At 60.2% G+C, this 23,383-nt stretch carries 20 protein-coding genes; 14 read left to right on the top strand and 6 right to left on the bottom strand.

Annotated features, from left to right (window positions below; all coding sequences use genetic code 11):
- Positions 1 to 693, bottom strand: coding sequence for a phosphatase PAP2 family protein (locus tag CXQ94_RS02850; RefSeq protein WP_258066583.1), 693 nt, complete (start codon positions 691 to 693; stop codon positions 1 to 3).
- A 226-nt stretch (positions 694 to 919) separates the two neighbouring features.
- Complete coding sequence (locus tag CXQ94_RS02855) at positions 920 to 2,062, bottom strand: glutamate--cysteine ligase (RefSeq protein ID WP_104086687.1); 1,143 nt, start codon at positions 2,060 to 2,062, stop codon at positions 920 to 922.
- A gap of 98 nt (positions 2,063 to 2,160) precedes the next feature.
- Here CXQ94_RS02855 and CXQ94_RS02860 point away from each other — a divergent pair, with 98 nt between their 5' ends.
- Positions 2,161 to 2,973, top strand: a complete 813-nt coding sequence (locus CXQ94_RS02860; protein ID WP_104086688.1) for a shikimate 5-dehydrogenase — start codon at positions 2,161 to 2,163, stop codon at positions 2,971 to 2,973.
- A gap of 23 nt (positions 2,974 to 2,996) precedes the next feature.
- On the opposite strand, the gene CXQ94_RS02865 is transcribed toward CXQ94_RS02860, so the two are convergent.
- Positions 2,997 to 4,232, bottom strand: a complete 1,236-nt coding sequence (locus CXQ94_RS02865) for a class I SAM-dependent methyltransferase (RefSeq protein ID WP_104086689.1) — start codon at positions 4,230 to 4,232, stop codon at positions 2,997 to 2,999.
- A 146-nt stretch (positions 4,233 to 4,378) separates the two neighbouring features.
- On the opposite strand from CXQ94_RS02865, the gene CXQ94_RS02870 reads away from it, so the two are divergent.
- From CXQ94_RS02870 to CXQ94_RS02885, 4 genes are all read left to right on the top strand, one after another.
- Positions 4,379 to 5,323, top strand: a complete 945-nt coding sequence (locus tag CXQ94_RS02870) for a siderophore ABC transporter substrate-binding protein (RefSeq protein WP_181034047.1) — start codon at positions 4,379 to 4,381, stop codon at positions 5,321 to 5,323.
- 77 nt (positions 5,324 to 5,400) lie between these two features.
- On the top strand, positions 5,401 to 6,423 hold the full coding sequence (locus CXQ94_RS02875) for an ABC transporter permease (RefSeq protein WP_306418890.1): 1,023 nt from the start codon (positions 5,401 to 5,403) through the stop codon (positions 6,421 to 6,423).
- A complete protein-coding gene (locus CXQ94_RS02880; protein WP_104086690.1) occupies positions 6,413 to 7,429 on the top strand; it encodes an iron chelate uptake ABC transporter family permease subunit in 1,017 nt (338 codons plus the stop codon). Before CXQ94_RS02875 ends, CXQ94_RS02880 begins: the two co-directional genes overlap by 11 nt.
- Positions 7,426 to 8,184: an ABC transporter ATP-binding protein gene (locus CXQ94_RS02885; protein WP_104086691.1), complete on the top strand. Its 759-nt coding sequence runs from the start codon at positions 7,426 to 7,428 to the stop codon at positions 8,182 to 8,184. The genes CXQ94_RS02880 and CXQ94_RS02885 overlap by 4 nt, the downstream gene beginning before the upstream one ends.
- Before the next feature lie 25 nt (positions 8,185 to 8,209).
- Here the strand turns inward: CXQ94_RS02885 and CXQ94_RS02890 are convergent, their stop codons facing one another.
- Positions 8,210 to 9,022, bottom strand: coding sequence for an ABC transporter permease (locus CXQ94_RS02890; RefSeq protein WP_104086692.1), 813 nt, complete (start codon positions 9,020 to 9,022; stop codon positions 8,210 to 8,212).
- Positions 9,019 to 9,888: an ABC transporter ATP-binding protein gene (locus CXQ94_RS02895; RefSeq protein WP_104086693.1), complete on the bottom strand. Its 870-nt coding sequence runs from the start codon at positions 9,886 to 9,888 to the stop codon at positions 9,019 to 9,021. Before CXQ94_RS02895 ends, CXQ94_RS02890 begins: the two co-directional genes overlap by 4 nt.
- A gap of 93 nt (positions 9,889 to 9,981) precedes the next feature.
- On the opposite strand from CXQ94_RS02895, the gene CXQ94_RS02900 reads away from it, so the two are divergent.
- From CXQ94_RS02900 to groL, 3 genes are all read left to right on the top strand, one after another.
- Positions 9,982 to 10,785 (top strand): ankyrin repeat domain-containing protein, encoded by an 804-nt coding sequence (locus CXQ94_RS02900; protein WP_104086694.1) that lies wholly within the window; start codon positions 9,982 to 9,984, stop codon positions 10,783 to 10,785.
- Positions 10,786 to 11,183: 398 nt separating this feature from the next.
- The gene (gene groES / locus CXQ94_RS02905) at positions 11,184 to 11,480 is read left to right on the top strand and encodes a co-chaperone GroES (RefSeq protein WP_038464523.1); all 297 of its coding nucleotides are present in this window, start codon (positions 11,184 to 11,186) and stop codon (positions 11,478 to 11,480) included.
- A gap of 79 nt (positions 11,481 to 11,559) precedes the next feature.
- Positions 11,560 to 13,167, top strand: coding sequence for a chaperonin GroEL (gene groL, locus CXQ94_RS02910; RefSeq protein WP_104086695.1), 1,608 nt, complete (start codon positions 11,560 to 11,562; stop codon positions 13,165 to 13,167).
- A 103-nt stretch (positions 13,168 to 13,270) separates the two neighbouring features.
- Here the strand turns inward: groL and CXQ94_RS02915 are convergent, their stop codons facing one another.
- The gene (locus CXQ94_RS02915) at positions 13,271 to 14,269 is read right to left on the bottom strand and encodes a DUF389 domain-containing protein (RefSeq protein WP_104086696.1); all 999 of its coding nucleotides are present in this window, start codon (positions 14,267 to 14,269) and stop codon (positions 13,271 to 13,273) included.
- Between the two features lie 211 nt (positions 14,270 to 14,480).
- Here CXQ94_RS02915 and guaB point away from each other — a divergent pair, with 211 nt between their 5' ends.
- From guaB to CXQ94_RS02945, 6 genes are all read left to right on the top strand, one after another.
- Positions 14,481 to 15,995: an IMP dehydrogenase gene (guaB, locus tag CXQ94_RS02920; protein WP_104086697.1), complete on the top strand. Its 1,515-nt coding sequence runs from the start codon at positions 14,481 to 14,483 to the stop codon at positions 15,993 to 15,995.
- Positions 15,996 to 16,175: 180 nt separating this feature from the next.
- Positions 16,176 to 16,784 (top strand): TetR/AcrR family transcriptional regulator, encoded by a 609-nt coding sequence (locus CXQ94_RS02925; RefSeq protein ID WP_104086698.1) that lies wholly within the window; start codon positions 16,176 to 16,178, stop codon positions 16,782 to 16,784.
- A gap of 307 nt (positions 16,785 to 17,091) precedes the next feature.
- Positions 17,092 to 18,309, top strand: coding sequence for a glycoside hydrolase family 1 protein (locus CXQ94_RS02930; RefSeq protein ID WP_104086699.1), 1,218 nt, complete (start codon positions 17,092 to 17,094; stop codon positions 18,307 to 18,309).
- Between the two features lie 48 nt (positions 18,310 to 18,357).
- Positions 18,358 to 19,638, top strand: coding sequence for an MFS transporter (locus tag CXQ94_RS02935; RefSeq protein ID WP_104086700.1), 1,281 nt, complete (start codon positions 18,358 to 18,360; stop codon positions 19,636 to 19,638).
- Between the two features lie 50 nt (positions 19,639 to 19,688).
- On the top strand, positions 19,689 to 21,941 hold the full coding sequence (locus CXQ94_RS02940) for a glycoside hydrolase family 3 C-terminal domain-containing protein (RefSeq protein ID WP_104086701.1): 2,253 nt from the start codon (positions 19,689 to 19,691) through the stop codon (positions 21,939 to 21,941).
- Between the two features lie 81 nt (positions 21,942 to 22,022).
- Positions 22,023 to 23,369 carry an MFS transporter gene (locus CXQ94_RS02945; protein WP_104086702.1) on the top strand — a complete coding sequence of 449 codons (1,347 nt, stop codon included), beginning with the start codon at positions 22,023 to 22,025 and terminating at the stop codon, positions 23,367 to 23,369.
- Positions 23,370 to 23,383 lie beyond the last annotated feature (14 nt).

Genomic DNA, 23,383 nt, shown 5'->3' on the forward strand with positions numbered 1-23,383 from the left:
TCAGGAATTGTTGGGGGAAGTGATGGGGCCAAAACGAGCCACCAGCGGTATGCGCGGCAAAATGCGTTCCTGGTAGCGGTTCCACAGGCCTGCGAAGAGAAACACCATGGCGGTGGCCGCGAGGAAGGATGCCAGCACGTCGCTGGGGTAGTGCACGCCAATGTACAGGCGCGACCAGGCCACGATGACGGGTAGGCCGACGCCGAGGATGACAGCGGTTCTGGCCCACCTGCTGTTTCTGGCCAGAAAGTAGAAGGCCCACGCCAAACCCACGGCAAGGGCCACGTGTCCGCTGGGGAAGCTGTTGGACCCCGTTTCCGGGGCCAGGGGGTCAAAGAGCAAGGCAGGGTTGGGTCGCTGGCGTTCCACAATCATCTTGAAGAGTTGGCTCGAGAGCCACCCTGCGGCGGCAACCCCGCCGAATGCAAAGGCGTTTATGGGGGATTTGCGGGCCACCAGCAAGTAGAGCGCCACGGCCGCAATGATCACAAACCCGCCCAGGGGAGAGAACACGTAGTTCAACGTCATCGCTACGCCGGTCAGTGCCGTGTTGTGGGTCCTGCTTAGCTCCTGGTCGAGAGAAAACTCTCCGGAGGTAAATCCGGGCAGGTCTTTGGCAACCAGTCCCAGTGTCAGAACGGCCGCCGAGAGAAGAACGACCCACAGGAACCAGGCCCGAGGTTGCGGCAACACGGCCAAACGGAGAGTCCGCTCTGGCTCGGCGGACCGGGGGTGTAATGGATTTGTCGGCTCCTGCACATGGCGGGCCGGGGCGGGATGGGACACGTGTTGCTCCGAATCGTGGCGGACAGTGGAAAGGCCTTAGGGGCCTTTCTTCCACTGTTCCGCACACCGATTAAGAACTTACTAAGATTTCCCGGCCCGCTGCGAGCTTGCGAGCGGTGGGAGGGCGTGGGGATTAGTTGGTGGACATCTCCGCCACTAAGTTCCGAACGACGGCGCGCAGGTCACCATCAGCGGTGGCGGCCACTGCGCGTTGACGCTGGTAGCTGGCTCCGTTGGCGATGATCGTTTCCACGTTGGCCAGTTCGTCGGCGCAGCCGAGCCTGGCGGCAATGGGTTCAAGCTTGTTCAACAATTCAACCGTGTGCTCGGTGACTAGCTGTTCCTTGCCTGCTGCGTCCAAGATGATGATGGCGTCCATGCCGTAGCGGGCGGCCCGCCACTTGTTTTCCTGAATGTGCCAGGGCGGCATGGTGGGGATGGTGCCGCCGTCGTCCAGGGTGTTCGAGAAGTCCTCGACTAGGCATTGGGTGAGTGCGGCAATGGCGCCGATCTCTTCCAAGGTGGACATGCCGTCACAGATGCGCATCTCAATGGTGCCCAATCCGGCGACGGGGCGGATGTCCCAACGGATTTCATTGGTGGCGTCAATGACCCCTGTGGTGAACATGTCCTGCACATAGGATTCGTAGGCGGCCCAATTGGGGAATTGGAACGGCAAGCCTGCGGTGGGAAGTTGCTGGAACATCAGGGCGCGCTGGGAGGCGTAGCCGGTGTCTTCGCCGTTCCAGAACGGTGAGGACGCTGACAGTGCTTGGAAGTGCGGGAAGTAGTTCACCAGTCCGTCCAGAACCGGCATGGCCTTGGAGACGTGGTCCAGCCCAACATGAACGTGAACACCGTAGATGAGCATCTGACTGCCCCACCACTGGGTTCGATCGACAAGTTTCGCGTAGCGTTCCTTGTCGGTGACTTCCTGGGTGCGCGGGTTACTGAAGGGGTGGGTGCCGGCGCTGAGCAGGTCCAGCCCCAGCGGCCTGGCCGCCTCGCGGACAATGTTCAGGTTGCGGCGCAGGTCCTCGGTGCCTTCGGCCACCGTGTGGCAGATGCCGGTGACAAGCTCCACCGTGTTCAAGAGCATTTCACCCTTGATGTGGGGATGTTCGCCGTCGTTCATGACCTCTGGATGGGCCTGGGCAACATTGGCCAAAAGGCTGTTGGCCGCGGGGGTGAGGTCGCCGGACTCACTGTCCACCAAGGCGATTTCCCACTCTAGGCCGAGGGTGGATTGCTCAGATTTAGCGAAATCAATTTTCACTGTGGTTTCCCCCTCTACTTACTGCTAATTATCGCGTCCACGGCATGGCGCCGGATGCTTCTTGATTCTAATGCAGGAAATAGGGGCAGAATGGAGGTGTGCCTATTTTGAACAAAGACATGACGTTATGTATCTCCCTGGCCGCGCGCCCCAGCAATATCGGCACGCGCTTCCACAACTACCTTTACGATGCCTTGGACCTGAACTTTGTGTACAAGGCATTCGCCCCTGTAGACCTAGCCCAGGCCGTATTGGGGATCCGGGGGCTGGGCATTCGCGGAGCTGCGGTGTCGATGCCTTACAAAGAACAGGTCATCGCGATGGTCGACGTCATGGACGCCTCCGCCGCCGCCATTGATTCCGTCAACACCATTGTTAACGACGGCGGCATCCTGACCGCGTACAACACCGACTACCTGGCAATCGCCCGGCTCCTGGCCGAACACCAGGTCCCCGCCGACTTTACGGTGTTGTTGCGAGGCTCCGGCGGCATGGCCAAGGCTGTCGCGTCCGCCTTGCGCGACGCCGGAATGGTGAACGTGACGATCGTTGCCCGCAATGAAAGCGCCGGGAAAGCCCTGGCCGGGCTCTACGGCTTTGCCTGGCTGTCCGACGTCGACGCTGCCACGGCTGACCTGCTCATCAATGTCACCCCTTTGGGGATGGCCGGAGCCGACGAGTCCGTGCAATCCTTTGCAGACGCAACGGTGGCCGCCGCGCAGCTGGTCTTCGACGTCGTCGCACTACCCTCCGAGACGCCGTTGATCAAGGCGGCCCGTGCCGCAGGCAAGCCCGTCATCACCGGTGCCGAGGTCATTGCCATCCAAGCCGAGGAGCAGTTTGTGCTCTACACAGGGGTCCGTCCCAGCCCAGAACTGGTCCGGGCCGCCTCGGAATTCTCCCGAAGCTGACGAACCCAGTTGCCTATGTTTTGCTAGAGCGCTCGGGGTCCGTCAACGGGGCCATAGGGTTCGACGACGACGGCGACGCGGTCATCCCCGATCCTCGTCAGGATCAGGGTGGCCTTGTTGGGGCCCTTGCCCGAGCCGGTCAGTAACTGGCGGCGCAACTCTTCCGGAGTGGTTGAAATACCCCGCTTCTTGATGTCAAGGACACCGATCCTGCTGGCCTTGACCCACGCCTTGAGTGCCTTGACATTGAAGGGTTTGACCTCCAGGACCTTGTAGCCGCGCGCAAACGGGGTATCCACCGGGTGGTCGGAGCAAATGTAGGCGATGTGCTCGTCAATGAGGTGGGCTCCCATGGTGGCGGCTAGATCCGCAACCAGCCCGGCGCGGATGACGGCGCCGTCGGGCTCATAAAGGTACCCGGCAATGGGGCCCACTTCAACGTCCTGGTGGGCGGCGTCGTACGCGACGGCGCTGGTGAGCTCGTTCATCCCGTGCGATCCCACCACCAGGGCGGCGCGGCGGATACCAGGGCGGGCCAGGGCGTTGAAGTACAGGCCCGCCTCCACCACATCGCCGCTTACTGAGATCCATTGGGCCTCGGCGGTGTCCGGAACGGCGTCGTGCGGGATACCGGGGCCCATTTTGACGCCAACAGCCTTGCCCGAATCGGCCAGTTTTTCCACGAATGACAGGGGTGGGGAGAACGCCTCCGGGTCAAAAAGGCGGGTGGTGCCGGAGGTGTTGGTGGTACGGCGGGCGGGGTCGAGCCAGACGCCCTCGATGCCCTCGAGATCGGTGTCCTCGGCCCGGCCGCAGATAACTTTTGCATGAGGGAACGGCATCAAGTTGATCGTGGTGCAAGCGGCCGTGGTCTCGTCCATCTCCACAGCGGTGATGTTGATGTCAAGGCTGGCCATGGCCAATGAGTCTGCGCCGATGCCGCAGCCAAGGTCAGCCACATTGGTGATGCCCGCCGTCGTAAAACGTTGGGCGTGGAGCGCCGCGATGTTCAAGCGGGTGGCTTGCTCCAGCCCGGCCTGCGTGAAAAGCATCTGGTGGGCAAACTCGCCAAACTTCGCCTCCGCTTTAGCCCTTAGACGTGACTGGGTCAGGGCGGCGGCCACTAGCTCGGGGGAGTGACCGGCCTTCCGCAGCGATTCGTTGAGCTTTAGTGACTCGGATTCCCTATAGGGGCCCAGGGAAGCTAAAAGTTCCCAGCCTGCGACGGTAAGGAGAGGGGAAATCACGTCAGGAACCATGAATAAAGCGTAGCGGTCAATGCGCTAGTGGCGAGCGTCACAGGTATTAGCTCATTAATGATTTGCGTAATTATTCCCTGACGTAATAGATTCTTAGGACTGCTTGTAAGGATTACCTTAGCTAACCTACTTCTGGAGATTACCTGATGTTGAAGAAGCGCCTGCTGACGCTCGCCGCCACCGCCGCCGTGTTTGCCTTGACCGCTTGTGGCCAGGGTGCCACAGCCGGCTCGCAGGACAAGGCTGCAGGGACCGTATCCATCACGCATGCCCAGGGGACCTCGGATGTCCCGCTGAACCCGAAGAAGGTTTATACCTTTGACCTCGGCGTCCTCGACACCTTGAATGTTTTGGATGTACCCGTAGCCGGTGTTCCGCAGGCCAATCTTCCGGCGGCCCTGAAGGAATACGGCTCCAAGGACATTGCCAACATTGGCACCATGAAGGAACCGGACTTTGAAGCGATCAGCGCCGGCGCCCCAGATTTGATCATCATCTCCGGACGGACCGCAGGCTCCTACGCTGAACTGAGCAAAATTGCCCCGACCATCGACCTGAGCGTTGATGCGAAGTCTCCGATCGAATCCTTCAAAACCGTTTCCACGAGCCTGGGCAAGATCTTTGACAAGGAAGCAGTAGTCTCCGAGAAGATCAAGGCCATCGACGCCAAGATCGCTGACACCAAGGCGAAGGCCCCAGCGGCCGGAACAGGCCTGATCGTGCTGACCAGCGGCGGCGAGCTCACAGCCTACGGAGCAGGCTCCCGCTTTGGCCTGATCCACGACGTCCTGGGTGTGCCGACGGCGAGCGACGTCAAGGCTGAAGGTTCGCACGGCGAGGCCATCTCCCACGAATTTATCGCCAAGGCAAACCCCGGTAGCTTATACGTCATTGACCGCGACGTCGCCACGGGCGAATCCGCGGGAGCGGCCAAGGCAGTTTTGGACAACGCACTTGTCAAGGGAACTGACGCAGCCAAGAATGATCGCATTACCTACCTTGACCCCGCCAGCTGGTACCTGGTGGGCTACGGCCTGAACAACGTAGACGCGATGGTTGGCGCCATTTCCGATTCGGTAGCCAAAGCCTAGTTAGCCTGGCCCGGCACACCCCGACCGTTGGTGCACACTGCCTCAACGAAAGAAATGACAAAACCCAAGGATTTCCTGTGTCACTTGCAACGGATGTAACCGTGCAAAAGATGAACCCTTCACGACGCCCCATCAGGCCCGGCTTTACGCTGGCGCTCGGTGGGGCTGCCGTGTTGGTACTGGCGGTTGTGAGCATGTTTGTTGGCGTCAGTGACGTCTCACTCCCCGCCTTGCTGGCAGGGGACCCGGCAGCCTGGCACGTACTGTGGATCAGCCGCTTCCCGCGGACAATCTCGGTGATCTTGGCCGGTGCCGCTGTCAGTGTGGCCGGATTGATCATGCAACTCATGGCACGGAACAAGTTCGTGGAACCGTCCATGGTCGGCACCGTGGAGTCAGCGTCTCTAGGGATCCTGGTTGTAACTGTGACGCTTCCTGCCGCCTCCCTGTTTACCAAGATGGGTGTGGCCAGTATTTTTGCCATGGCAGGAACCGCACTGTTTCTGCTGATCCTGCGCCGCATGCCTCTGCGAAATACCTTAATCGTTCCCCTCGTGGGCATCATGCTTGGCGGCGTCATCGCGGCCGTCACCACGTTCTTCGCCTACCGCTTTGACCTGCTACAAACGCTGAACTCGTGGATGGTGGGCGATTTCTCCGGCGTACTCCAGGGCCGCTACGAGCTGCTGTACATTGTTGGGGCACTAACCGCAGTTGGCTACATTTGCGCTGACAGATTCACTGTCATCGGTTTGGGTGAGGAGTTCACCACCAACCTGGGGATGAACTACAACCGCATCATGGCCCTGGGCCTGGTGATCGTGTCCTTGATCAGTGCCGTGGTGGTGGTCTCCGTGGGGGCCATTCCCTTCCTGGGCCTGATAGTTCCGAACCTGGTGTCCATGATTTTCGGCGACAACGTCCGGCGATCCATCCCGTGGGTGGCCATCTTCGGTGCATCCTTTGTCTTGGTGTGCGACATCATCGGACGAAGTATCCGGTACCCGTTTGAAATCCCGGTGGGAATTATTGTTTCCGCCGTGGGCAGCTTGATCTTCCTGTACTTGCTCCTGGGAAGGAAGAAGAATAATGGCAACTAATCCGCTTCCGGCGGCTCTGTCCATCAACACCGGCAAGCCTGGCCGACGGAAACTGGAATTGTCCTCCGGTGTCCTCCTGACAGTTTTGGCAGTAATAGCCGCTGCGCTGGTAGTGGTTTTCATGACCATCGAGTTGCGCGGAAACTTGGGCTACATTCTCCCGCGCAGGGCCATCAAGGTGGGCTCCATGATCCTGGTTGCCTACGCCGTGGGCTTGTCCACGGTCTTGTTTCAAACAGTGACGGCAAACCGCATCCTGACACCGTCGATCATGGGCTTTGACGCGCTGTACATCCTGTTACAAACAGTGCTGACGTTTGTGCTGGGTGGGCAGGTTTTGCTGTCCATGGCAACCCCGCTGAAATTCGGCATCCAAGTGGTGTTGATGGTTGCCTTCTCTCTGGTCCTCTATAGGTGGCTGTTTACAGGCAATGGCAAGAGCCTGCATTTGATGCTGCTGGTCGGCATCGTTTTCGGAACCTTGTTTCGCGGCTTCTCGGCGTTGTTGCAGCGACTCATGGACCCCAGCGAATTCCTGATCCTGCAGGATCTGTTCTTTGCTTCCTTCAATCAGGTGGATGGAACCTTGCTGCTCGTGGCGATTGCCGCCGTCGCCCTTGTCTCCATCCCGGCCTGGCGCCTTCGCCGTGAATACGACGTGCTGGCACTTGGCCGCGAAACGGCCATCAACCTTGGTGTGGACCACCGCAAGGCCGTCACTAAGACGCTCGTCATCTGCTCGGTGCTGGTAGCCGTTTCCACGGCCCTGGTTGGCCCGATCACCTTCTTCGGTCTCTTGGTCGCCTCGCTGGCCTACCAGTTGGTGCCGAAGTTCAAGCACGCAACTGTGCTTCCCGTGGCCGTGCTGCTGGGCGTTATCTCCCTGGTGGGCGGGCAACTGGTGCTTGAACGCATCTTCGATTTCAACAGTGCCCTGAGCATTGTCATTGAATTTATTGGCGGCCTGGTTTTCATCGGGCTGCTGTTGAAAGGCTCGCTTAAATGATTCAGATCGACCGCGTCAGCAAGTCCTATGGTGCACAAAATGTGGTGGACAACGTGAGCGCCACCATCCCGGCAGGCGGCATCACCTCCATCATTGGCCCCAACGGTGCTGGTAAGTCCACCCTGCTGTCCATGATCAGCCGTTTGCTGCCCATGGACTCAGGTGCCGTGAGCGTTGGAGGCCTGGACGTGACCGCCACGCCCAGTCGGGAGCTTTCCCAGACTATGGCGATCCTGCGCCAAGAAAATCAACTCAGCGTCAGGCTCTCGGTACGGGACCTGGTGGGCTTTGGCCGTTTCCCTCACAATGGTGGACGATCCACAGCCGCAGACAAGGTGCATATCGACCAGGCCCTGGACTATCTTGACCTGGGACCTCTGGCAGACCGGTTCGTCGACGAACTCTCGGGCGGCCAGCGTCAGCGCGCCTTCATCGCCATGGTGTTGGCTCAGGACACCAAGTACCTGCTGCTCGATGAGCCACTGAACAATCTGGACATGAAGCATTCGGTGCACATGATGCGCACCTTGCGGAAAATGGCCGACGAGCTGGGCAAGACCATTGTTCTGGTCATTCATGACATCAACTTTGCCTCCTGCTATTCCGATAACATCCTGGCCATGAAGGACGGCAAGCTGATCTCGCAGGGCACACCTGCCGAGCTGATGCATAGCTCAGTATTGCGCGAGGTCTACGACATTGACATTCGGATCGAAGAGATCGACGGCAACCGGATCGGTGTCTACTTCGCCTAAGCTGCGACGTCGTCGGCGGCGACGCCTAGGTGTCCTTGCGAATCCAACGGAACGTCATCTTGCACAGGACCAATCCGACCACCAACCACAGCCCCATAACAAGGGCCACGAGGCCCAGATTCCAGGCGCCGCCGGGTTCGGCGGACTCGAACGACGCAGGCAAGAACACGCTGCGCATCCCCTGCGCCATCCACTTCAGCGGGAAAATGCTGGCCACGTTTTGCAGCCAGCCCGGCAGCTGGGCGAAGTTTAGGTAGACGCCGGATATGAACTGAAGCAGCAATACGATCGGGATGACTACTGCCGTTGCACTTTTGCCGGTGCGGGGCAACGCCGATAGGGCAATGCCCAGGACACAGCTAGTGATGACGCCGAACAAAAAGACCCAGGCAAAGGTCAGCCACTTTCCGGCTTCAGTGGGCAGGGCAACGTCAAAGGCGAAGCGGGCCACCAGCATCAGCAGGATCACCTGGAGCACGGAGCTGACCAGCACCATGCCAATCTTGCCCATGAAATAGGAAAAAACGGGTAGGGGAGTGCCGCCCAGACGCTTGAGGGTCCCATCACCCTTTTCCCCGGCAATGTCCACACCCAAGTTCTGCACGCCGCTGAGCAACATGCCGGCGGCCACCATGCCTGGCAAATAGAACGCGGCAAAGGTGATGCCCCCGCTTCCGTCAGGGGCGGCTCCCAGCTTTGGGCTGGTGCTGAAGGCCACGGCGAAGACGGACAGCATCAAGATGGGGAACAAGAAGGTGAAGAACACGGAATCGCCTTGGCGGAAGTAGATCCTCAGTTCATACCGGATCCGGGAGGCGCCCAGAGCAAGCGTTCTCATGGCTGATCCTCAGGGGTCGCGTTGCTGCCGACCAGTTGCAGGTAAATATCTTCTAGGCTTGGGCGGGTTATTTCCAGCCCATCGACCTCTCCGCCGGACTCGGCGAAAAGCCTGGCTGCAAGTGCTGCCGGTTCTTGAGTGCGCACTTCCCGCACGACGCCGGCCTGCCGCCATCGCACGAGTGGAATCCTTGCGTTGTCCCCACCAATTTCATCCACGGTGCCGATGTCCACCAGTTTCCCACCCATGATGACCCCCGCCCTGTCGGCGAGGGTCGCGGCCTCATCCAGATAGTGGGTGGTCAGCAAGATGGTGGTGCCCTCATCCTTGAGCTGGTTGATCAGCCCCCAGAATTGGTGCCTTGCCTCCGGGTCAAAACCGGTGGTGGGTTCATCCAGGAATAGCAGCCTGGGACGTCCAATAATTCCCAGCGCAACGTCCACCCGCCGCCGCTGTCCGCCGGAAAGTTTGCCGATGCGTGTCTTCGCCTTTTCGCCAAGACCCACCGCCTCGATCACCTCGCCCACCTTTCGGGGGTGGGGGTAGTAGTTGGCGAAGTGGGTGAGCAGTTCGTGCACCGTGACGTTGCCGCTCTCTCCCGTGGATTGCAGGACGATCCCTAGTTGAGCTTTCCAGTCGAGCCCACCGTGGTGGGGGTCCACGCCGAGCACGCTGACGTCTCCGCCACTCCTGTCCCGGTAGCCCTCAAGGATTTCAATGGTGGTGCTTTTGCCGGCACCGTTGGGGCCCAGCAGGGCGAACGTTTCCCCCTCGTGGATGTCGAAACTGACGCCGTCCACCACGTTGACGCCGCCATAGGATTTCTCTAACTCCCGCACCTGGACCAGTGCTGTTGTACTCGTCATGGCCCTATCGTCGCACCATTGGGTGTTTGCCAACAGCCCTTGCCCAACACCCTTCAGAAGGTGGCCTCATAGTGAACCGGTAGGCTGGCGGGCATGGATCGAGTGCAATACCGGCGCCGCGGCAATACTGGAACACGGCTCGCCCTGACAGCGCTGGTCGCCGTTTCACTGGCCACGTCCGGGTGCGATGTCCCAGAAGACGCCCTGGCGACGCCGACTGCGGCGCCAACGTCGACACCCAATGGTTCGCCTGCGCCCTCCCCGATAGCGAGCAAGAAACCGCCCACCCCGCAGGAGCAAGCAGTCTTGAACGAACAATTGATAACAGCGGCGGAAGGCAACAACGTCTCCGAAACTTCCCGCCTAGTGGCGGCCGGTGCCGGGCTGGAGTTTAGAGGTGCTTACGGACGCTCACCCTTGGTTGCCGCAACGAAGTCCGGCGCGACGGCGGCAGCGAAAGTATTGATGGAGGCAGGTGCCGACGTCAACGCCCAAGATGATTTGCAAGATTCGGCGTTCCTCTACGCGGGCGCTGAGGGTCTTGATGAGATCCTGGCGGTGACACTTACCCACGGCGCCAACGTCAAAAGTACCAACCGTTACGGCGGGACAGCCCTGATCCCGGCCTGCGAACATGCCCATGTCAGCACAGTGGCCATCCTCTTGGCAGCGGGAGTCCCGGTTGACCATGTGAACAACTTGGGCTGGACGGGTCTATTGGAGGCTGTAATTCTTGGAACTGGCGGTCCCGACCACCAGGAAGTCGTCCGGATGCTGATCGCGGCCGGTGCAAACGTCAATCTGGCTGACTTCAACGGAATCACACCGCTGGCACACGCGCAGGCAGCAGGTCAGGGCGCCGTCGCGCAGCTGCTGGTGAACGCCGGAGCGCGCTAGCCAGCTGTTTCTCTGCGTCAACCATGCTGAGTGGGCAGCTGATGCGACTTCCAACGCCGGAAGTCGCATCAGCTGCGCAGTCACGGCCGCGTAGGCCCAATCCGGCCCGCACCCGGGTGCGCCAACAGCGAAAATGGTGGCGCCGCCGTCGTCCATCAACCGCAAGAATGCGGGGAAAGAGCGATGGTGAGAGTAAAGAAACTTAGCACTCGCCTTGACCGAGTGCTAATGGATTCAATAGAGTCTGTGTTAGCACTCTCACCATGAGGGTGCTAACTTGCAGAACTTTTGGCCATGGGATCATCACCGGCACCGCGACGACGGTTGGGATCCTCACAACATGGCCGCAAAGCTCTCTAGTCATCCATAGAATTTACTCATGTGAAGGAGAGGTCCGAGTGTCGGTCTCTATTAAGCCTCTTGAGGATCGTATTGTTGTTCGCCAGCTCGAAGCAGAGCTGACCACCGCTTCCGGTCTGGTTATCCCGGATACTGCCAAGGAAAAGCCCCAGGAGGGCGAAGTTGTGGCAGTAGGACCCGGCCGCGTTGACGACAACGGCAACCGCGTCCCGATCGATGTTGCCGTTGGCGACGTCGTCATCTACTCCAAGTACGGTGGAACCGAAGTGAAGACCGGTGGCGAAGAGCTGCTGGTTCTCTCGGCCCGCGACGTGCTGGCCATCGTCGTAAAGTAACCACTTTTGTAAAGCCCCGCGCCGTCATCGAGTAAGTCGAGAATCGGCGTGGGGTCTTTGCGTGAAAGGACAAAAACGCATGGCAAAGCAGCTTGCATTTAATGACAGCGCACGGAAGGCCCTCGAGGCCGGTATCGACAAGCTCGCCGACACCGTCAAGGTGACGCTCGGCCCGCGCGGTCGCAACGTAGTGCTCGATAAGAAGTGGGGCGCTCCCACCATCACCAACGACGGCGTCACGATCGCCCGCGAGGTGGAGCTAGAAGACCCCTACGAGAACCTTGGCGCCCAGCTGGCCAAGGAAGTTGCCACGAAGACCAACGATGTTGCCGGCGACGGCACCACCACGGCCACCGTTTTGGCACAGGCACTGGTCAAGGAAGGCCTGCGCAACGTAGCCGCAGGTGCAGCACCCGGCGAGCTCAAGCGCGGCATCCAGGTTTCGGTTGAAGCCATTGCCAAGCGCCTGCTGGAGAATGCCCGCCCGGTCGGCGGTGGACAGGTGGCAGAAGTTGCCGCCATCTCCGCGCAGAGCCAGGAAATCGGCGACCTGCTCGCCGAGGCATTCGAGAAGGTCGGCAAGGATGGTGTCATCACCATCGAAGAGTCCTCCACCACCTCCACCGAACTGGTCCTCACCGAGGGCATGCAGTTCGACAAGGGTTACCTGTCCCCGTACTTCGTCACTGACGCAGAACGCCAGGAAGCTGTCATGGAAGACGCCCTCATCCTCATCCACCAGGGCAAGATCTCCTCACTGCAGGACTTCTTGCCGCTGTTGGAGAAGGCACTGGCCGCAGCCAAGCCGCTGTTCATCATTGCCGAGGATGTTGACGGCGAGGCTCTGTCCACGCTGATCGTCAACCGCCTGCGCGGCACCTTGAACGTTGTTGCTGTCAAGGCTCCGGGCTTCGGTGACCGCCGCAAGGCCATGCTGCAGGATATTGCAATCCTGACCGGTGCACAGGTTGTCTCCCCGGAGATCGGCCTGTCCCTGGACCAGGTTGGCCTTGAGGTGCTGGGTACGGCTCGCCGCATCACTGTCACCAAGGACAACACCACCATTGTTGACGGTGCCGGCACGTCCGAGGACGTTGCCGACCGCGTGGCCCAGCTGCATGCTGAGCTCAAGCGCACCGACTCCGACTGGGACAAGGAAAAGCTGCAGGAACGCCTGGCCAAGTTGGCTGGCGGCATCGGCGTGATCAAGGTTGGCGCAGCCACCGAGGTTGAGCTGAAGGAGAAGAAGCACCGCATTGAGGACGCCGTGTCCGCAACGCGTGCCGCTTTGGAAGAGGGCATTGTGGCCGGTGGCGGTTCCGCACTGGTTCAGGCCGCCAAGGCTCTCGACGACGACGCCACCGTGGCCGCCCTGACCGGCGACGCCGCAACGGCCATCGAACTGGTACGCAAGGCTGTTGCCCAGCCGCTGCGCTGGATCGCCCAGAACGCCGGCCACGACGGCTACGTTGTAGTGCACAAGGTTGGCGAGCTCGAAGACGGTTTCGGCTTCAACGCAGCCACCGGTGTCTACGGCAACCTGATCTCTGACGGCGTCATTGACCCGGTCAAGGTCACCCGTTCGGCCCTGCGCAACGCGGCCTCCATCGCAGCTTTGGTGTTGACCACCGAGGTACTCGTGACGGACAAGCCTGCCGAGGACGAAGAAGCAGCACACCAGCACTAACGGCAGCTGCCATCGAAAAGAGACGGCGCTTGCGGTTAAAGACGGCGGTATTACGCCGGCCCTAACCGCAAGCGCCGTCTCTTTTCGTTTCCGGTTGCAAAAGTCAGCGTCTGAACGGGCTGCGTATCCCCAGCTGCTGCACCCGTTTCGCTACGTGCTCGGCGGAGTGACGGTGTGGGGCAGGGCGAATGTACCGCACCAGCCGGTAAATCAAGAGCACGACGACGGCGGAGACAATGATGCCTGAAATGTTAAGTACCAGCTGGGCCAATGAACCGGCTGCCCGGTCAGCCTGATCCAGGACAATCGCTATTGCAATGTATCCGGCAGCGGGCACTGTGGTCACCGAGATGAACACACCCACCAGGGCTGCCGAACGGCGTCCAATCAGCGACAGCATTCCGGCGGCGCCTGCAAGAACAGCAACAATGAACGAATACGGGCCCGGGTGGTAGATGAACTCGGTGGCGGTGTCTGCGTTGAGGACGTCGGCCGGGTCAAACAAACCCCATCCCCTGGACACCAGCGCCGCCACCGCTGTGAGCGCCATAGCAATGGGAAATGCCACTAGCAACGTCACGATGGCCCGCCGCGCCAATGACCATTTGCGGCTAACCAGAGCCAGGGACAAGGCCGACAACGGTCCAAACTCGGGGCCCACCACCATGGCGCCGACAATGGCAATAGTGGAATCCGTGACAATTCCAATCCCCGCGAGCAGCACCGCGATTGTCAAAAGGGCAAGGAAACTCCACGTCAGCTTCGCGTCTTCGCTGGTGTCGTTCTCCACTTCGTCCCAGATGATGGCATCGGCACCGTCGCCCGGAACTGCCTTGTCTGCGGCCTCCAGACGCTGGGAGATGACAAGTTCCGGCGCCGTGACGGTCACTGACCCAACACGCGCAATTTCCAGTTTGTGAAAGGTCTGCAGCAGGCCGTCAACTGATTCACGTACCACCGAGATGGTGATGACATCGCCCGGGGGCACCACCGATGCACCCTCGAGAAGGGTAATCTCGGCAACGCCCGGCTCGTCCCGGGCCGCCGTAAGGACGGACTCACGCAGGGTGGCGGGTGCGACGACCCGGATTTGCAATGCCATGAGCGCCTCTCTGACGAAACGTGGTGTTTCAATCGTGAGACTACTATGGTCGCGCGATGGCACAGGCCATCACTGTGACGTAGCGAACGGGAATAGGGCCTGCGCCGCTTTCGTTTTAGACTGTAGCCAACGCACAGGCCAGCTCCGTAATCACGGAACAGGTCATCGGATGCACACCCCTAAATGGTTCTACCCCCGCCAAGGAGCCTTCGTGTCCCAGCCCGAAATTCATGATCCGTTCGCCTTTGTTGGCCTGACGTACGACGACGTTCTGCTCCTCCCCGGGCACACCAACGTCATCCCGTCCGACGCCGACACCAGCTCACGGGTGTCCAAGCGGATCACGGTGCAAACACCGTTGCTGTCCGCCGCCATGGACACCGTGACAGAGTCGCGCATGGCCATTGCCATGGCACGCCAGGGCGGTTTGGGTGTAGTGCACCGCAACCTCTCGATCGAACGCCAGGCCGAAGAAGTTGATCTGGTCAAGCGCAGCGAGTCCGGCATGATCACCAACCCCGTGACTGTGGGCCCGGACGCTACCCTGGCCGACCTGGATGAGCTTTGCTCACGCTTCCGTGTCTCCGGCTTGCCGGTTGTCGACGCCGACGGCCGTCTTGTGGGCATTGTGACCAACCGCGACACCGTGTTCATCCCGGAAAGCGAATACTCCCAGCGTCTTGTCCGCGACGTCATGACCCGTATGCCGCTGATCACCGGCCGCGTGGGCATAAGCCGCGAAGACGCCTCCGGATTGCTGGCGAAGAACAAGATTGAAAAACTCCCGCTGGTCGATGACGCAGGCGTGCTTCGCGGCCTGATCACGGTCAAGGACTTCTCCAAGGCCGAGCAGTACCCGCTGGCTACCAAGGACGACGCCGGACGCCTGCGTGTTGGCGCAGCCATCGGCTTCTTCGGCGACGGCTTTGAGCGAGCCATGACACTTGTCGACGCCGGCGTGGATGCCTTGTTCGTCGACACTGCCAACGGTCACAGCCAGGGTGTGTTGGAAATGATCGCCCGTTTGAAGAGCGAAAAGTCCGCAGCTCACGTTGACGTCATTGGCGGCCAGGCTGCTACACGTGAGGGTGCTCAGGCCCTGATCGACGCCGGTGCCGACGGCATCAAGGTGGGTGTGGGACCGGGCTCCATCTGCACCACTCGTGTGGTTGCCGGCGTCGGGGTCCCGCAGATCACTGCCATCTACGAATCCGCCAAGGCCGCGATCCCCGCCGGTGTGCCGCTGATCGCCGACGGCGGACTGCAGTACTCGGGTGACATCGGCAAGGCGCTCGTTGCAGGAGCTGACACCGTGATGCTTGGCTCGCTGCTGGCCGGCACCGAGGAATCCCCCGGCGAGCTGGTTTTCGTCAACGGCAAGCAGTACAAGACTTACCGTGGCATGGGCTCCCTGGGTGCCATGCAATCGCGCGGCAAGAACACCTCCTACTCCAAGGACCGGTACTTCCAAGCTGACGTCTCCGGCGATGACAAGCTCATCCCCGAAGGCATCGAAGGCCGAGTTGCATACCGCGGACCGCTGGCTTCAGTGGCTTATCAGTTGGTGGGTGGCCTGCGTCAGACCATGTTCTACGTTGGCTCCCCAACCATTCCGGAATTGAAAGCCCGCGGCAAGTTTGTGCGCATCACCGCCGCCGGTCTGAAGGAATCCCACCCGCATGACATCCAAATGACGGTTGAGGCACCGAACTACCTCACGAAGTAGTCCCCAGCCAGACCCTCCCATTCCCTTGTTCATCGGGGTGGGACCCTCGGGTCTGTGGGCCCAGCAACGACGTCGGCCCCGCCTCGAAACTCGAGGCGGGGCCGACGTCGTTGCTGGGCCTAGAGGGGTGGGTTTTCGGCACGGTTAGTCGGCAGCGGGCAAGCCGGTACGATCAAGAGCATGGTTAAGAGGGGTTCGTACGCCAAGGGCGTCGCTACGAAGGAAGACCTGCTCGCGGCGGCGTTGGAAGTGGTCGGTCGAGTTGGGTACGGACGAAGTTCGGTGCGCGAAATCGCCGAAGGGGCGGGCGTCACCCACGCGGGTCTGATGCACCACTTTGGATCGAAAGACGTGTTGTTTCGGGAGGTTTTGCGCAAACGCGACGAGCTCTCACGCGGTCGCTCGGAGCAGGCCGGCATCGGTGTCGGGACGCCCGAACATCTAACGACAACAATCCGTTCCAACGCCGAGGTCCCCGGACTGGTGCAGCTTTATGTTCGCTTTTCCGCGGAAGCGAGTGAGGACGGCAACGCGGCTCATGAATTCTTTGCAGAGCGATTCCGTGAGCTGAGAAAAGTTGCGACGGAACAGATTCGCGCATTTCAGGCGGTGGGAAGGTTGCCTGCCAGTCTGGATGCGGAGCGGATCGCGGCACTGATTCTGGCAGCCGCGGATGGCTTGCAACTGCAGTGGCTCTATGACCGGGATATGGATATGCCGGGGCTCATTGGATACATGCTTGAGGCCTTTGGCTTGGTGGACGAGGCCAAGGTCGAAACCTCTAGCTGACCACTGTCATAAGAATTAGAAGTCCGTCGCACATTTTGGAAACGCGGCGACGACGGCTTGGTCCGGACCTTTGGGTTCGGAGCAAGCCGTTTTTTCTTTAAGGCCAGCAGCGCTGCCCGGATCTCGGATGCCGAGATTCTCTTGAGGAAATACTTGAGAAGCCACTTGTGAATCAAAACTTACCACTGTAATGTTTTCAAAAACACCGCGCTTGTGTCTCGCATCACACTTGCGTTTCACGGCAGCTGGCCCGGACTTCCGGGAATGGCCAGAGCCGACATTGGCCCAAATTTACTGAGAGGACCCCATGTCCAACAGCTTCGAACTTCCAGAAGGTTTCCTCTGGGGCGCGTCGACCGCCGCACACCAGATCGAGGGAATGAACGTCAACAGCGACTTTTGGGCCCATGAACACAACGAGCTGCTGGCTGGACGGTTCAAGGATAAAAGTGGTGACGCCTGCGACAGCTACCACCGCTGGCCGGAGGATATGGACCTCCTGGCGGGGTTTGGATTTACCGACTACAGATTCAGCATCGAGTGGGCCCGGATTGAACCGGCGCCGGGGGAATTCTCCGACGCGGAGATTGCCCACTACCGCAGCATGGTGGAGGGCGCCGTCGAACGTGGGCTTCGCCCGATGCTGACACTAAACCACTTCACCGTTCCCCTGTGGTTCGATGAGCGGGGTGGCTGGTTGGCCCACGACGCCGTTGAGCTCTTTGGGCGTTTTGTTGAGGCGGCGGCCCCAATCTTCACAGATGGGGTAGAGCGTATCTGCACCATCAATGAACCCAACATGGTGGCCAGATTCGCCACCCTGCGCAAGATGATCACAGGTGCAGACGGGGACGTGGCAGCATCCGACCACGGCTACGACTCCGCAACCACCCAGGCACTGATCAAGGCACACAAGAAGGCCGTTGACGTGCTCGGCCACATCGCCCCGCACATCCAAACCGGCTGGTCTGTCGCAATCGCAAATCACCACGTGGTGGGTGGCGGGGAGGACATTGCTGCCGAGATTGCACTACAAGCCCGCGATGTCTTTGTCCGCGCATCGGAGGGAGATCACTGGATCGGGGTCCAGTCCTACGCCCGGGTGTTTGTCGGCGCTCAAGGTGTGCTGCCCGTTCCCGACGAGGCGCCCAAGACGTTGACCGGGTGGGAATACTACCCGCCCGCACTGGGCGAAGCACTCCACACGGTGGCCGCACTGGTGCCGGGAACTCCCATTATCGTGACCGAGAACGGGATTGCCGAAAACGATGACACTCGGAGGATTTCCTACACCTCAGGTGCCCTTGAGGGAATGCGCGGAGCCCTGGGTGACGGGATCGACGTGCGTGGCTACTACCACTGGAGCGCCTTGGACAACTACGAATGGGGAAGCTACATTCCGACGTTTGGGCTGATCGCCGTCGATCGAAAAACATTCGTCCGGACACCCAAACCATCGGCATCATGGCTGGGAGCGGCAGGCCAAAACAGATCCATTGAGCTGGGCGTTGACAGCGCAAACTAGCGAAAGAAACCCCGTAAGCCACCCTCCCAACCGTTCAAGGACCACGCCATGACATCGTCGTCAGGTAACACCACAGTCGGCACATCGCCGTTGCCACATCAGTCTGAGCTCGATTCCGTGACCAGAGCTCCCCGCCGTCTCATGGCCACGATTGCCCCGGCCAATTTGAGCATTTCCCTCATCTGGGGTGCTGTCCCTTCGATCCTGTTGGCGCTGCAAGTGCAGCAATCCTTCGGCGACGACGCCAAGGTTGCAATACTGGCCCTCGTCTCAACCTTTGGTGCCTTCGCAGCAATGATCGCCCAGCCTATTGCCGGGGCCCTGTCCGACCGCACCCGGAGCCGTTTCGGCAAGCGTGCCCCGTGGATAGTTTTGGGCGCACTGTGCGGCGGGCTCTCCCTGGTTGGTATGGCCTTCGCCAGCAACATTGTTTTCTTGATCATCGCCTGGGTGATGGTGCAGATCAGCTACAACTTCGCCCAAGGCCCACTCAGCGCCATCATGCCCGATAGAGTACCCCGCACCTTCCGAGGAACCTTCGCTGCCATCCTCGGCCTTGGAGGCATGTTCGGCTCGCTGGGTGGCCAAATCTTGGCCTCTTCGTTCTCGAAGAACATCCCTGCGGCTTATCTGCTGCTTGGCGGGTTCGCGGTCATTGTTCTGACACTTTTCGTCGTCTTGAACCCCGACCGCTCCAGCAAAGACGCGGTGGTGGAACCGTTCGTCATGCGAAGCTTTGCCCACACCTTTTGGGTCAGCCCCGTCAAGCACCCTGACTTCTTTTGGGCGTTTACCAGCAGGCTGCTGACGTACACGGGATACTTCGTGGTGGTCGGCTACAAGCTTTACATCCTCCAGGACTACATCGGGCTGGGCAAGGATGCGATTGCCTTGATCCCGATCGTCGGACTCGTTTCCTTGGCGGGGCTGCTGCTGAGCACCATCGCCGCAGGAAAGCTCTCGGACCATCTGGGACGTAGGAAAGTATTCGTCCTGGTCTCCGGCATTGTGGTTGCCATTGCCTTGTTCATTCCTTTGGTTCTTCCAACTCTGACTGGAATGTTGCTGCTGGCGGGCCTGGCGGGCTTCGGCTTCGGCTGCTTCCAGGCCGTAGACGCCGCCTTGATTTCTGAGGTTCTTCCGTCGGACCGATCCTATGCGAAGGATCTGGGCGTGGTGAATATGGCGGTGACGCTCCCGCAGATCCTTGCCCCGGCTTTCGCCGGTCTCATCGTGCTCACCTTCGGCTACGCGCTGTTGTTTCCCATCGGCGCACTCATAGGCGTTCTCGGCGCCTTGGCGGTGATACCGGTCAAATCGGTTAAATAGCCCTCCGCGAATCAATTCTTCGAAAACCCCAGCAAGGACAAAACGCAATCATGACTGTCAACAAGGTCACCTCTCTCAATCTCGAACAGAAAGCCGCTCTCACGTCGGGGGCCGGATGGTGGGATACCGTCGCCTATCCGGATGCCGGAATTTCCGCCGTCGTGATGTCCGATGGCCCACACGGGCTCCGGTTCCAGGAAACTGACGCGGATCATCTGGGCCTGTCTGTGAGTGCACCCGCAACCTGTTTCCCGCCCGCCGTCGCACTGGCTTCAAGCTGGGACACGGGTTTGGCTCACCGTGTTGGTGTTGCCTTGGGTATTGAGTCCCAATCTTTTGGTGTCAACGTGCTTCTTGGCCCCGGCATCAACATCAAACGCAGCCCCTTGTGCGGGCGCAACTTTGAGTACTTCTCCGAAGACCCGATGCTCAGCGGGGAACTGGGTGTGGCCTGGGTCAACGGGATCCAGTCCCAAGGCGTGGGTGCCTCGTTGAAGCACTTTGCCGCCAACAACCAGGAATCTGAGCGCATGACTGTCAGTGCAGATATTGCGCCACGCCCGCTTCAGGAGATCTACTTGCGTGCCTTCCGCCGGGTCATCATGGAAGCAACGCCGTGGACGGTCATGTGCTCGTACAACAGGATCAATGGCCTGCATGCGGCTCAAAACTCGTGGCTTCTCACCGACGTTTTGCGTGATGAGTGGGGGTACGACGGCGTAGTGGTCTCCGATTGGGGTGCAGTGGTGGACAGGGTCAAAGGACTGTCCGCCGGCCTGGATCTGGAGATGCCTTCATCGTCCGGCGCAGGACCGGCCCAAGTGGCGGCTGCCGTCCGGTCCGGGGCATTGGATGAGGCACTCGTGGATCGCAGCGCAAGCCGGCTAATCGAGCTGGCTGCGAAGAGTGAACTAGGTTCCCGCCCGGGCACCACTTTTGACGCCAGCGAACACCACGCGCTGGCCCGTGAAGCCGCAATCAACGGCGCTGTGCTTCTGAAGAACGACGGCGCATTCCTGCCTTTGGATCCATCCGCCGGGCAGAAAATTGCCGTGATTGGCGAATTCGCACGCACTCCGCGATACCAGGGGGCAGGTAGCTCAACCGTGGTTCCCACACGGCTCGACAACGCGCTGGACGCCATCAGGGGGCTGGCCGGCGACGCGGGTATTGCCTTTGCCGCGGGATTCACAGTTGATGGCGAACCGGAAGCCGCAGTGGACCCCGCATTGTGTGAGGAGGCGGTGGCGCTCGCCGCGGCGTCCGACGTCGTTCTTCTCTTCGTGGGACTTCCCGCGAGCTTTGAATCCGAGGGCTTTGACAGACAGCACATCGAATTGCCGCAAGAGCAGACGGAGCTTATCCACGCTGTTGCTGCAGTTAACAACAATGTGGTGGTTGTGCTTGCCAACGGTTCCGTGGTGCGGGTATCGGCCTGGGCGGATAACGTTCCGGCAATCCTGGAGGGCTGGTTGGGCGGGCAGGCAGGTGGCTCGGCAATCGCAGATTTGCTGTTCGGTATGGCCAACCCCTCTGGCAGGCTGACGGAAACCATTCCGCTGCGACTCGAAGACACCCCGGCATATCTAAACTTCCCGGGGGAGGCCGGCCACGTCACCTATGGTGAGGGCTTGTTTGTAGGCTATCGCCACTACGATGCCCGTAAACTGGCAGTTTCCTTCCCCTTCGGTCACGGGCTGAGCTACACAAGCTTTGAATACTCCAACCTTCGGGTCATCGATGCCGACGGCGGCGCCCAGTTGACAGTGACTGTGCGCAACAGCGGCGCAAGGGCCGGGCGCGAGGTGGTCCAGGCCTATGTGAAAGCCCCCGGATCCCGCGTGCAACGACCAGAGCGCGAGCTCAAGGGGTTCGCCAGCGTCCACTTGCAGCCCGGCGAATCTGCCGAGGTTCTCATCACAGTACCAAGAGGCGAATTTGCGTACTACGACTCCGCTGCCGCCGCATGGCTGGTGGAGGAGCTGGAGTACAGTTTTGAGGTTGGGGCCTCAATCCGCGACCTGAGGCTCAGCTCGACCCTTGCGATCCACGGTGAGGACTTCGTTGCCATGGTTGACCGGGAGTCAACCATTGGGGACTGGTTCAGTCACCCCGTGGGTGGGCCCGCCCTGCGGCGTCTGCTTGAGCCGGTTCTTCTGGCGTTTAGATCAGGCGCACCAGAAGGATCTTCGCGAGACCGGATGATCATGGGCACACGCTTGGGCCAGCTGGTCCAGTTTCCTATGATCCCGGTCGCCGAAGACGATCTGGATGGACTTCTAGAACTTGTTAAGGGCAGCTAAGCCATAGTCACGGTGTTGTGGCTGCCTCCGGGCAGCCACAACGCACTTCCATTCAACTGCCAAAGAAGACAGAGCCCGCTTATGAACACCGCAACGACAGCACCCAACAAAGCCTCCGGATCCGCGCAAGGACAACAGGTTCGGCACCGGTGGCGGAACTTGGCGACCCTCACGGGTATCACGGTTGTCGACAACACCGAACAAGGGCTAACCACCACGCTGTTCCCGACCATCGCCGCGGCACTCCACCTGCAAAGCAGCCATCTGGGCATTCTTGCGGCCCTTGGCAAATTCATTGCGGTACCCGCCGGGCCGGCCTGGGCATGGTTGGCCGGACGTATTGGACGCCGCGAGACTCTCATCGTGACAAGTATTGTCGGCGGGGTGTTCGGCATCGCGGCTGGCTTCTCCCAGAATTTCGTTCAGCTGCTAATTTTCAACTCGCTCATGTCGGCGGCACTCATCGGAGGTGGCCCCATCGCCATGGCCATCATCGCCGACTCCTTTGAAGACTCCCAGCGGAGCAAGGCCGCCGGCTATTTTTACGGCTTCGTCAGCCTCATCAGTTCCTTCCTTGGCCCGCTCATCGCCCTTTTTACGGGTCTGACGGAGGGGTGGCGTTATGGCATGTGGACCATCGGCGCCTTCTGTATCGTTGCTAGTCTGCCAGTCGCATTCCTGCTCAAGGATCCAGGCGTTGGGGCGTCCGAAAGTCAGCTGGCGGACCTTTCCGGGCGGGAGAACATCGCGCCCAAGGTCACTCTGAAATCCGTACTTTCGCTGTTCCGGATCCCGTCCTTCTCCATCATGATGCTATCCAGACTGCTCTCGGGGCATCTGCTGATAGCGGTCTTCGGCATTCAGTTCCTGGTAACCGAGCGCGGCTTCAGCAACGCAGTTGCCGCCATGGTTCTACTTCCCTTTGGTTTGGGGTATTTTGCTGGGACGGTTGGCGGCGGTTTGTTCATAGCGCGTCTTGACAAGTTGATTCCCTATAAAGGGCGTGTTGTGTACTTGCAAGGGGCTCAAATCCTTTTCGCTGTCATAGCATTCTTCGCAACCCAGTACCGCTACGACGGCATTGCCGTGTACGCCGTCTTCATGGCCTTTCTCGGCTTCGCCCAGGGCTCGAATCCTCCGGCCAACCGGCCGATCGTCGCCGCGGTGGTTCCCCCGGAACTGCGTAACCAAGCTTTCGCCATCTTCCTAAACGTCTTTGAAACGTTCGGATGGGCCGTGTTCTCCATCGGTGCGGGACTTCTGGCTGCCACACTTGGCATCCAGACCGTATTTTTCTGGGTCTTGGTAGTCCTCATGCTGATCAACGCGGCCGTGCTCTCCGCCCTTTACGTTTACTACCCGCGTGATGTGAAGCGGAACGTTGCAGTGTTGGAGCAACGGCGGAAAGTCGCCCTGGAGCAGGGCTGAGCCGGGCAGTCGCT

Source organism: Arthrobacter sp. GMC3 (assembly GCF_002929305.1).
Lineage (GTDB): Bacteria > Actinomycetota > Actinomycetes > Actinomycetales > Micrococcaceae > Specibacter.

What these genes read in the sequence shown, in the direction of transcription:
- CXQ94_RS02940 (WP_104086701.1), top strand. Translation starts at nt 19,689, where the DNA reads ATGACTGTCAACAAGGTCACCTCTCTCAATCTCGAACAGAAAGCCGCT.
- CXQ94_RS02880 (WP_104086690.1), top strand. Translation starts at nt 6,413, where the DNA reads ATGGCAACTAATCCGCTTCCGGCGGCTCTGTCCATCAACACCGGCAAG.
- CXQ94_RS02900 (WP_104086694.1), top strand. Translation starts at nt 9,982, where the DNA reads ATGGATCGAGTGCAATACCGGCGCCGCGGCAATACTGGAACACGGCTC.
- CXQ94_RS02945 (WP_104086702.1), top strand. Translation starts at nt 22,023, where the DNA reads ATGAACACCGCAACGACAGCACCCAACAAAGCCTCCGGATCCGCGCAA.
- CXQ94_RS02885 (WP_104086691.1), top strand. Translation starts at nt 7,426, where the DNA reads ATGATTCAGATCGACCGCGTCAGCAAGTCCTATGGTGCACAAAATGTG.
- CXQ94_RS02895 (WP_104086693.1), bottom strand. Translation starts at nt 9,888, where the DNA reads ATGACGAGTACAACAGCACTGGTCCAGGTGCGGGAGTTAGAGAAATCC.
- CXQ94_RS02915 (WP_104086696.1), bottom strand. Translation starts at nt 14,269, where the DNA reads ATGGCATTGCAAATCCGGGTCGTCGCACCCGCCACCCTGCGTGAGTCC.
- CXQ94_RS02865 (WP_104086689.1), bottom strand. Translation starts at nt 4,232, where the DNA reads ATGGTTCCTGACGTGATTTCCCCTCTCCTTACCGTCGCAGGCTGGGAA.
- CXQ94_RS02925 (WP_104086698.1), top strand. Translation starts at nt 16,176, where the DNA reads ATGGTTAAGAGGGGTTCGTACGCCAAGGGCGTCGCTACGAAGGAAGAC.
- CXQ94_RS02890 (WP_104086692.1), bottom strand. Translation starts at nt 9,022, where the DNA reads ATGAGAACGCTTGCTCTGGGCGCCTCCCGGATCCGGTATGAACTGAGG.
- CXQ94_RS02930 (WP_104086699.1), top strand. Translation starts at nt 17,092, where the DNA reads ATGTCCAACAGCTTCGAACTTCCAGAAGGTTTCCTCTGGGGCGCGTCG.
- groL (WP_104086695.1), top strand. Translation starts at nt 11,560, where the DNA reads ATGGCAAAGCAGCTTGCATTTAATGACAGCGCACGGAAGGCCCTCGAG.
- CXQ94_RS02935 (WP_104086700.1), top strand. Translation starts at nt 18,358, where the DNA reads ATGACATCGTCGTCAGGTAACACCACAGTCGGCACATCGCCGTTGCCA.
- CXQ94_RS02870 (WP_181034047.1), top strand. Translation starts at nt 4,379, where the DNA reads ATGTTGAAGAAGCGCCTGCTGACGCTCGCCGCCACCGCCGCCGTGTTT.